Origin of the sequence: Amycolatopsis rhizosphaerae, from assembly GCF_007713715.1 — a bacterium.
Classification (GTDB): domain Bacteria; phylum Actinomycetota; class Actinomycetes; order Mycobacteriales; family Pseudonocardiaceae; genus Amycolatopsis_E; species Amycolatopsis_E rhizosphaerae.
Window position 1 is genome coordinate 1 of record NZ_VJWX01000274.1, and the last position, 9,406, is coordinate 9,406.

Below are 9,406 nucleotides of genomic sequence, written 5' to 3' on the forward strand. Positions count from 1 at the left end.
GCACCCGCACCGACCAGCTCGCGTCACGGAAGTGGCGGCGCACCTCGCCCATGATCGTGGGCACCGCGAAGGACAGGAAATCGGTGCCGCGGTCGGGTTCGAAACGGTCCACCGCGTTGATCAGGCCCACCCGTGCGACCTGCACGAGATCGTCGTACGACTCGCCGCGGCCGCTGAAGCGGCGCGCGATGTGCTCGGCCACGGACAGGTATTCGGTGACCAGTTCGGTGCGCAGACGTTCCCGCCGCGGGTCACCGGGTTCGGTGGCGGCCAGCTGGACGAACTTCGAGACTTCTTCGGTTCCCGTGTCGGCGACGGTCTCGGCGGTCCGTGACTCGGTCACCGTCGGCTGCTCCGCGCGGTCGCGATTCGGTCGTCAGGTCGCATGGTCCCGGTTACCCCGGTGACCGGTTCTTCACACCTGGTTCGCCCGACACACGCGGGGGAACCCGGTGACGGGCAACCGGAATCGAGCAGGAGGTGGCGGTATGGCCGAGCGAAGCGGCCAGCGTGGCGCGGCGGTCGCGCAGATGCTGTCCCTGGTGATCGGGGTGGTCTACCTCGCACTGGGCATCGGGGGGTTCTTCGCGGGCGGGCAGAGGTTTCTGGGACTGCACACCGATCCGATCCTGGATCTGGTGCGCACCGCGATCGGGCTGGTCGCGCTGGGATGCACCCGTCGCCGGATCTATTCGCAGGTGCTCGGGCTCGTGCTGTTCTTCGGCATGGCCGGGTTGACCGTCTACGGAGTACTGTCCACTGGCACCGGTCAGGCCGAGAATCTGGAGTACGGAGTCGCCGCGCTGGGCTGGGAGGACGACACCCTGCACGGCCTGACCGCCGTGGCGGGCTTGGCGATGGGGCTGTGGCCGCAGCGAACCACCCCTGATCGTGTGAGCTCCGGTCACAACGAGTAGCAGTGCTGCTCACGGTGTTTAACTCCTTCGCTGTCGGTGAATGACTCGAACATGAGGTGGGTGAACGAAAAGCGGCTCCGTGTGCTCGTCTGGCACGTTCACGGTTCGTGGACCGGTGCCTTCGTGCGAGGCCGCCACGAGTACCTTCTGCCGAAGCTGCCCGCGGGCGGCCCGTGGGGGCTGGGCCGGGCCGGACGGCACTGGCCAGGGCAGGCTCGCGAACTCACGCCCGACGAACTCCGCGAGGCCGGTGCCGACGTGGTCGTGCTCCAGCGGCGCGAGGAGATCGACCTCCTCCGGCGCTGGACGGGACTGCGGGCCGGGCGGGACGTGCCCGCCGTGTTCGTGGAGCACAACACCCCGGCCGGCGACGTGCCGCGCACCCGGCACTTCCTCGGCGGCCACGACCACATCACCCTGGTGCACGTCACGCACTTCAACCGGCTGATGTGGGATTCGGGGAAGGCACCCACCACCGTCATCGAACACGGGGTGGTGGATCCCGGCGAGCGGTACACCGGTGAGGAGCCGCGGGCCGCGGTAGTGGTCAACGAGCCGGTGCGGCGGGGCCGGGCGGTCGGCACGGACCTGCTGCCCGCGTTCGCCGAGGCGGCACCGCTGGACGTGTTCGGCATGGGCGTGGGCAAGCTCGCCCTGGGCGAGCGCGTGCGACCGCGCGGCGACCTGCCGCACCCGGACCTCCACACCGCGCTCGGGCGATGCCGCCTGTACCTGCACACCCCCCGATGGACCTCCCTCGGCCTCTCGCTGATCGAGGCGATGCACCTGGGGATGCCGGTGGTCGCGGTCGCCGGCACCGAGGTCAGCCGTGCCGTGCCGCGAGAGGCCGGGTTCGTCTCCGCCGACGTCGCGGAGCTGACCCGGGGGATCCGTGAACTGATGGCCGAACCGGAGCTCGCCCACCGGATGGGGAAGTACGCGCGGGAGTTCGCGCTGGCCCACTACGGTCTGGACGCCTTCCTCCGCAACTGGGACGACCTGCTGGACCGGGTCACCGCCGGGTGATGCCGACCTCGGGAGGTAGTGCATGAAGATCTCGATGGTTTCCGAACACGCCAATCCGCTGGCGATGCTCGGCGAAGTCGACGCGGGGGGCCAGAACGTGCACGTGGCCGAGCTGTCCTCGGCGTTGTGCCGCCAGGGACACGAGGTCACCGTCTACACCAGACGGGACGACCGGCACCAGCGCGAGCGGGTCCGCACCCGGGGCGGCTACCAGGTGGTGCACGTGCCCGCGGGGCCGCCGGAACGCCTGCCGAAGGACGAGTTGCTGCCGCATATGGCGGACTTCGGCCGGTTCCTCGCCGACGAGTGGCGTCGCGAGCAGCCGGACGTGGTGCACGCGCACTTCTGGATGTCCGGACTCGCCTCGACGCTCGCCGCCAGGGAGACCAGCCTGCCCGTGGTCCAGACCTTCCATGCCCTCGGGGTGGTCAAGCGCCGGTACCAGGGCGCGGCCGACACCAGCCCGCCGGAACGGGTGCAGTTGGAACGCCTGATCGGCAAGAGCGCCACGCGCGTGGCCGCCACCTGCTCGGACGAGGTGTTCGAGCTGGCCCGGCTCGGCCTGCCGCGCCCCCGGATGTCCGTGGTCCCGTGCGGGGTGGACCTGACCCGGTTCACCGCGGAGGGGCCGAAGGCGCCGCGGGGCGCGCCGCACCGGATCGTCAGCGTCGGCCGCCTGGTGCCGCGCAAGGGTTTCGCGACCGCGATCGCCGCGCTGCCCGGGGTGCCGGACACCGAACTCGTCATCGCGGGCGGGCCGGGGCAGGGCAAGCTCGCCGACGATCCCGAGGCCCGCCGCCTGCGGGAACTCTCGCGGCGCTGCGGCGTGGGCGACCGCGTGCACCTGCTCGGGCAGGTGGGCCGCGCGGAGATGCCGGAACTCCTGCGCTCGGCCGACCTGGTCCTGTGCACCCCGTGGTACGAGCCGTTCGGCATCGTGCCGCTGGAGGCGATGGCCTCCGGCATCCCGGTCGTCGCGGCCGCCGTGGGCGGGCTGACCGACACCGTGGTGGACGGCGTCACCGGCGAACTGGTGCCGCCCCAGCGGCCCGACGTGCTCGCCACCACCCTCCGCCGCCTGCTGGACGATCCGGCGGTCCGGGAGGCCTACGGCGTCGCCGGGATGGACCGCGCGCGCTCGCGCTACTCCTGGGACCGCATCGCCACCGACATCCTGCGTGTCTACGAAAAGGCGCTGGCCGAGGCGCCCGCCTCCCCGCACGCCGCCGCCGGGCGGGCCTGAAGCGCCCGCTCCGCGGCGGTGCACGACCCGTCCGCCGGGCGAGTCCCACACTCAGGCAGGACTGGGGCAAGCCGTGAAGGGTCCCTTCACAGTCGTATTTGCCGTGAAGGGACCCTTCACAGCCAACATTCACGCGACTTTGCCGGCGCGCGGTCCTCATAGGACGGGTGGAAGAAGGAGGAGGAGGAGAAGAAGTGCCTCCGCTCGGTTTGCCGGTACCGGCGTCGGGTAAGCGAGAGATCATGGGAAAAACGTTCACGCACGCCGTCGTCACCGGAGGAGCCGGGTTCCTCGGCTCGCACCTGTGCGCGTCGCTGCTGGACGACGGGATTTCGGTGACCTGTGTGGACAACCTTTGCACCGGCGAAGTCCCGGCCCTCGCCGGGCTGCTCGGCCGCCCGGGGTTCCGGTGGATCGAGGCCGACGTGAGCCGGGGACTGCCGGCCACCGGGCGGGCCGATCTGGTGCTGCACCTGGCCAGTCCCGCCTCCCCGCCCGACTACCACCGGTTGCCGCTGGAAACCCTGCGGGCCGGGGCTTTCGGCACCGAGCACGCACTGGAACTGGCCAGGGCGGGCAAGGCCCGTTTCCTGCTCGCGTCCACCAGCGAGGTCTACGGCGATCCGCTCCGCCATCCCCAGCGGGAAACCTACTGGGGAAACGTGAATCCGGTCGGTCCGCGGAGTGTCTACGACGAAGCGAAGCGTTACGCGGAGGCACTCACCGAGGCCCATCGCCGGGTCCACGGCACCGACACCGTGATCGCCCGGATCTTCAACACCTACGGTCCCGGCATGCGCGCCCACGACGGCAGGGCCGTGCCCACGCTGATCCACCAGGCGTTGACCGGGGCCCCGATGACGATCACCGGGGACGGCACGCAGACCCGCTCACTCTGTTATGTCGACGACACCGTGCGTGGACTGCGCGCACTGGCGGAGTCCGGTATGGCCGGTCCGGTCAACATCGGCAACCCCGGGGAAATCCCGTTACGGGAACTGGCCGGGAAAATCCGCAGCGTGACCGGGAGCGGTTCGCCGGTGAAGTATCTGCCGAGCCCGCAGGACGATCCGCGCCGCCGGTGCCCGGATATCACGCTGGCCCAACGGAAACTGGGCTGGTGTCCGGAAATCGGCCTCGACGAAGGCCTGGCCAGGACGGTGGCGTGGTTCTCGGCCCGGTTCAGTCCGGTTTAGACGTCAGGGCCCAGGGTAGCGGTAGCGGAAGAAGTGGAGGTGACCATGCGGATTCTCGGGATCAACGGGGTTTTCCACGATCCGGCGGCCGCCCTCGTGGTGGACGGCCGGGTGGTCGCCGCCGCCGAGGAGGAGCGGTTCAGCAGGCGCAAGCACGGCAAGCGCCCGGTGCCGTTTTCCACCTGGGAACTGCCGGAGCAGGCGGCGCGATGGTGCCTGGCGCAGGCCGGGCTCTCGCCCGCGGATCTCGACCTGGTCGGCTACTCCTACGATCCCGCCTTCGTCGAACCGGGGCTCGCCGGGCACGACGCGGATTGGGAAGAGCTGCGCACCACCTACGCCCAGCGGGCCCCGCACTTTCTCCGTACCGCGCTGCCGGGACTGGATACCGGTATTGTGCGGTTCGTCCGACACCACGTCGCGCACGCGGCTTCGGCCGGACTGGCCGCGCCGTTCGGTGACCCTGGTGACCCTGGTGACACAGCCGTGCTGGTGGCCGACGGCCGAGGTGAGAGTCTGTCCTCTTTGGCCGGTGAGTACCGGGACGGCAAACTGGTCGAGCTCGCCACGCAGAGGCTGCCGCATTCCCTGGGGCTGCTCTACGAGGAGGTCACCGAGCATCTCGGTTTCGCGCGCTCCAGCGACGAGTACAAGGTGATGGCGCTGGCCTCCTACGGCGAGCCGCGGTTTCTGCCCCGCCTGGCCGGTCGCGTGGCCGCCACCGGGGACGGCGGCTTCCGCACGGACCCCGTGGCGTGGGAGGACTACGCGCCGCGCCGCACCGGCGAGTTGCTGCCCGAACACGCGGATCTGGCGGCCAGTGTGCAGCGGCTCGTCGAAGGGGTGCTGCTCGAACTGGCGGGTTGGCTGCACGAGCAGACCGGGCAGCGCAGGCTGGTCATGGCCGGGGGCACCGCACTCAACTGCGTGGCCAACACGCGGCTGTTCGCGGAGGGACCGTTCGACGAGATCTGGGTGCAGCCCGCGGCGGGGGACGCGGGTACCGCGCTGGGCGCGGCACTGCACCTGGCCGCGGAGTTCGGCGAGCCCGCCCAGCGGCTGTCCGGAGTGGACCTCGGGCGCGGCTTTTCGGACGAGGAGATCCACGCCTGGCTGGAACGCGCGAAGGTGCCCTACGAGCGGCCGCGCGATCTCGCCGCCACCGTGGCCCAATCCCTTGCCGCCGACGAAATCGTGGCGTGGTTCCAGGGAAGGGCCGAATACGGCCCGCGCGCGCTGGGCCACCGGTCGCTGCTGGCGCATCCGGGACACGCGGAGAACCTGGAGCGGCTCAACGACGTCAAGGGCCGTGAGCAGTTCCGGCCGGTGGCGCCGATGGTGCCGGTCGAGCGGGCGGCGGAGATCTTCCGTCGCGGCCCGATTCCCAGTCCCTACATGCTTTTCGTGCACGAGGTGGCCGAGGACTGGCGGCCGAGGATCCCCGCGGTGACGCATGTGGACGGTACCGCGCGGATCCAGACCGTCGACGCGGCGCGGGAACCGTTGCTGGCGGGCATGCTGGGGGAGTTCGAAGCGCGGACCGGACTGCCGGTGGTGGTGAACACGAGCCTCAACACGGCGGGCCGCCCGATGGTCGACGATCCCCGTGACGCGCTGGAGTGTTTCGGCGCCAGCCCGATCGACCTGCTGGCCATCGGCCCGTTCGTGGTGCGGAGGCAGCGGTGACGCCGCGGTACTCGGTGGTGATCCCGACGACCGGACGGCCGTCGCTGGTCACCCTGCTGTCCTGTGTGGACTCCGGGGAGGGGCCCGCGCCCCTGGAGATCATCGTGGTGGACGACCGCCGCTCCGGCCCGCCCCTGCGGCTTCCCCCGCTTTCGGTGCCCGTGCGCGTGCTGCTCTCCGGCGGGCGCGGGCCCGCCGCGGCCCGCAACGCCGGCTGGCGCGCCGCACGCGGCGAGTGGATCGCCTTCCTGGACGACGACGTGCGCACCCCGCCGGACTGGCCCGCGCGCCTGGCCGCCGATCTGGACGGCCTGCCGGGCCGGGTCGGCGGTTCGCAGGGCCGCATCGTGGTGCCCCCGCCTCCCGGCGGGCGCCGCCCGTCCGACGACGAACGCGGCACGGCGGGACTGGCGGCCGCGTGCTGGATCACCGCGGACATGGCCTATCGCCGCGCCGCGCTGGTCGCCGTGGGCGGTTTCGACGAGCGCTTTCCGCGCGCCTACCGGGAAGACGCGGATCTCGCGCTGCGCGTGCGGATGGCGGGCATGGAGCTCGTGCGGGGCGCCAGGATCAGCGTGCACCCGGCACGGCGGTCCGGTTTCTTCGCCAGCGTCCGCGCCCAGCGCGGCAACGCCGACGACGCGCTGCTGCGGAGGAAGTTCGGCAACGCGTGGCGCCAGCTGACCGAAGCGGGTCCGGGACGGCTGCCCTGGCACGCGGTGTCCACGGCGTCGGGACTGGCGGCGCTCGGGCTGGCGCTGCGCGGCAGGGGACGAGCGGCGGTTGGGGCGGGCGCGGTGTGGCTGGCGCTGACCGCGGAGTTCGCGCTGCGGCGCATCCTGCCCGGCCCCCGCACCGCCGAGGAGATCGCGCGCATGGCGGTGACCAGTGCGCTGATCCCGCCCGCGGCCTGCTGGGCCCGGGCCAAGGGCGAGTTCGCCGCCCGCCGCCCGCCGAGCGGTCCGGACGCGGTGCTGTTCGACCGGGACGACACGCTGATCGTCGACGAGCCCTACCTGTCGGATCCGAAGCTGGTGCGCCCGATGCCGGGTGCGGAGCGGGGACTGCGGCGGTTGCGGGCGGCGAGGGTACCGATCGGGGTGGTGAGCAATCAGTCCGGGGTGGCCCGCGGGCTGATCACCGAACGGCAACTGGCCGAGGTGAACGCCCGCGTCGACGAACTGCTCGGGCCGTTCGGCACCTGGCAGGTCTGCCTGCACGGCGAGGCGGACGGCTGTGCCTGCCGCAAACCGCGGCCGGGGCTGATCGAGCGGGCCGCCCGCGCGCTGGGCGCGGACCCGCGGCGGTGCGTGGTGATCGGGGACATCGGCGCCGACGTGGAAGCCGCGCTGGCCGCGGGCGCGAAGGCCATTCTGGTGCCCACCGCGCGGACCCGCCAGGAAGAGATCGAGCGGGCCCCGTACCTCGCCAGGGACCTCGACGAGGCGGCCGGACTGGCACTGGGGGAGCGGGCATGGTGAAGGCACTGGTGGCGCGGCTGGACAACGCGGGCGACGTGCTGCTCACCGGCCCGTGCGTGCGGGCGGTGGCCGCGGGCGCGGACTCGGTGACCCTGCTCGCCGGCCCGCACGGCCGGGTCGCGGCCGGGCTGCTGCCCGGGGTCGACCGGGTGATCGAGTGGTGTGCCCCGTGGATCGACCCGCAACCCCCGCCGGTCACCGCCGCGCACCTGGCCGCGCTGACCGGCCGGATCGCCGCCCGGTCGTTCGACCTGGCGCTGATCAGCACGTCGTTCCACCAGTCGCCGCTGCCACTGGCGCTGCTGCTGCGCCAGTGCGGCGTGCCGTGGATCGGCGCGATCAGCGAGGACTACCCCGGTTCGCTGCTCGACCTGCGGCACCGGATCGACGGCGATCCGCCGGAGGCGGAGCGGGCGCTGTCACTGGCCGAAGCCGCCGGGTTCCGCCTGCCGCCGGGTGACGACGGCAGGCTCGCCGTGCGCGGGCCGCTGCCCGACGTGTCGGGGCTGGTCGGCGAGCCGGGATACGTGGTGGTCCACCCGGCCGCGTCCGTCCCGGCCCGGCAGTGGCCCGCGCACCGCTGCGCGGAGGCGGTGCGGATGCTCGCCGCCGAGGGCTACCGCGTGGTGGTCACCGGCAGCGCCGCCGAGGCCGCGCTGACCGCCGAGGTCTCCGGCGGTGCCGCCCTCGACCTCGGGGGCCGGACCGGATTCCGCGAGCTGGCCGCGGTGGTGGCGGGCGCGCGGGTGCTGGTCGCGCCGAACACCGGTCCCGCGCATCTGGCGGCGGCCGTCGGCACGCCGGTGGTGTCGCTGTTCGCCCCCGTGGTGCCCGCCGCCCGGTGGGCGCCCTACGGGGTGCCGGTCGTGCTGCTCGGCGACCAGGAGGCGCCCTGCCGCGGTACCCGTGCCCGTACCTGCCCGGTGCCGGGCCATCCCTGCCTGGCCGGGGTGCTGCCCGACGAAGTGTGCCAGGCGGTGGTGAAAGTGGGAGGTGCAGCGTGATCGAAGAGCGGTTTTCAGCCCTGACCGCCGTGCTGGAAAGGCTGGGTGCGCAGGTCCCGAGAATCGAGGGCTGGGGCCGTCACCTCGCCGCGGTGCTCGACGGGGGCGGCAGGCTGCTGGCCTGCGGCAACGGCGGGAGCGCGGCCGAGGCGCAGCACCTGACCGGTGAGCTGGTCGGGCGGTTCGTCAACGACCGGCAGCCGCTGTCGGCCATCGCACTGCACGCCGACACCTCGGCGGCGACGGCGATCGTGAACGACTACGGCGAGCACGAGGTGTTCGCCCGCCAGGTGCGCGCCCACGGCAGACCGGGGGACGTGCTGGTCGCCCTGTCGACCAGCGGGCGCAGCCAGAACGTGTGCGCCGCGGCCAAGATCGCCCAGAAGGCCGGGCTGACCACCTGGGCGCTGACCGGTCCGCTGCCCAACGCGCTCGCCGCGGTGTGCGACGACGTGATCGCGGTGGACGCGCCCCACACCGGCACGGTGCAGGAGGCACATCTGGCGGTGGTGCACGCGCTGTGCGCGGCCCTGGACGAGGCGCTGGGGGTCCCCTCGTGAGGCCGGCGCTGGTCGTGATCGGCGATGCCGTGCTCGACGTGGACGTCGAGGGCACCGCCGACCGGCTCTGCCCGGAGGCGCCGGTGCCCGTGGTGGACGTGGCGGGGCAGTGGCAGCGGCCCGGGGGAGCGGGGCTGGCCGCGCGGCTGGCGGCGCGCACGGTGGGCGAGGTCGTGCTCGTCACCGCGCTCGGCCGGGACGAGGCCGGGATACGGCTGGCGGGCCTGCTCGACGGCGAGGTCGAGTTGTGCGCGTTACCGCTGCGGGGGGAGACCCCGTGCAAGACCCGCGTC

10 protein-coding genes are annotated in these 9,406 nt (G+C 72.7%); 9 read left to right on the forward strand and 1 reads right to left on the reverse strand.

Annotated elements, in window-relative coordinates; all coding sequences use genetic code 11:
* Positions 1 to 343, reverse strand: a 343-nt coding sequence (locus tag FNH05_RS23775; RefSeq protein WP_144590933.1) for a sigma-70 family RNA polymerase sigma factor, incomplete at its 3' end; no start/stop codon positions are given.
* A gap of 145 nt (positions 344 to 488) precedes the next feature.
* On the opposite strand from FNH05_RS23775, the gene FNH05_RS23780 reads away from it, so the two are divergent.
* The 9 genes from FNH05_RS23780 to FNH05_RS23820 all read left to right on the forward strand — a co-directional run.
* Positions 489 to 917 (forward strand): DUF4383 domain-containing protein, encoded by a 429-nt coding sequence (locus tag FNH05_RS23780; RefSeq protein WP_144590934.1) that lies wholly within the window; start codon positions 489 to 491, stop codon positions 915 to 917.
* A 60-nt stretch (positions 918 to 977) separates the two neighbouring features.
* Positions 978 to 1,943, forward strand: coding sequence for a glycosyltransferase (locus FNH05_RS23785; RefSeq protein ID WP_246127910.1), 966 nt, complete (start codon positions 978 to 980; stop codon positions 1,941 to 1,943).
* A gap of 22 nt (positions 1,944 to 1,965) precedes the next feature.
* The gene (locus tag FNH05_RS23790) at positions 1,966 to 3,186 is read left to right on the forward strand and encodes a glycosyltransferase (RefSeq protein ID WP_144590936.1); all 1,221 of its coding nucleotides are present in this window, start codon (positions 1,966 to 1,968) and stop codon (positions 3,184 to 3,186) included.
* 242 nt (positions 3,187 to 3,428) lie between these two features.
* Positions 3,429 to 4,382: an NAD-dependent epimerase/dehydratase family protein gene (locus FNH05_RS23795; protein ID WP_144590937.1), complete on the forward strand. Its 954-nt coding sequence runs from the start codon at positions 3,429 to 3,431 to the stop codon at positions 4,380 to 4,382.
* Between the two features lie 45 nt (positions 4,383 to 4,427).
* Positions 4,428 to 6,068 (forward strand): carbamoyltransferase family protein, encoded by a 1,641-nt coding sequence (locus tag FNH05_RS23800; protein ID WP_144590938.1) that lies wholly within the window; start codon positions 4,428 to 4,430, stop codon positions 6,066 to 6,068.
* Complete coding sequence (locus FNH05_RS23805) at positions 6,065 to 7,549, forward strand: HAD-IIIA family hydrolase (RefSeq protein ID WP_144590939.1); 1,485 nt, start codon at positions 6,065 to 6,067, stop codon at positions 7,547 to 7,549. The genes FNH05_RS23800 and FNH05_RS23805 overlap by 4 nt, the downstream gene beginning before the upstream one ends.
* A complete protein-coding gene (locus FNH05_RS23810; RefSeq protein WP_186382702.1) occupies positions 7,543 to 8,553 on the forward strand; it encodes a glycosyltransferase family 9 protein in 1,011 nt (336 codons plus the stop codon). Before FNH05_RS23805 ends, FNH05_RS23810 begins: the two co-directional genes overlap by 7 nt.
* Positions 8,550 to 9,113 (forward strand): D-sedoheptulose-7-phosphate isomerase, encoded by a 564-nt coding sequence (locus FNH05_RS23815; RefSeq protein ID WP_144590940.1) that lies wholly within the window; start codon positions 8,550 to 8,552, stop codon positions 9,111 to 9,113. The genes FNH05_RS23810 and FNH05_RS23815 overlap by 4 nt, the downstream gene beginning before the upstream one ends.
* Positions 9,110 to 9,406, forward strand: a 297-nt coding sequence (locus FNH05_RS23820; RefSeq protein ID WP_246127911.1) for a PfkB family carbohydrate kinase, incomplete at its 3' end; no start/stop codon positions are given. The genes FNH05_RS23815 and FNH05_RS23820, both read left to right, overlap by 4 nt.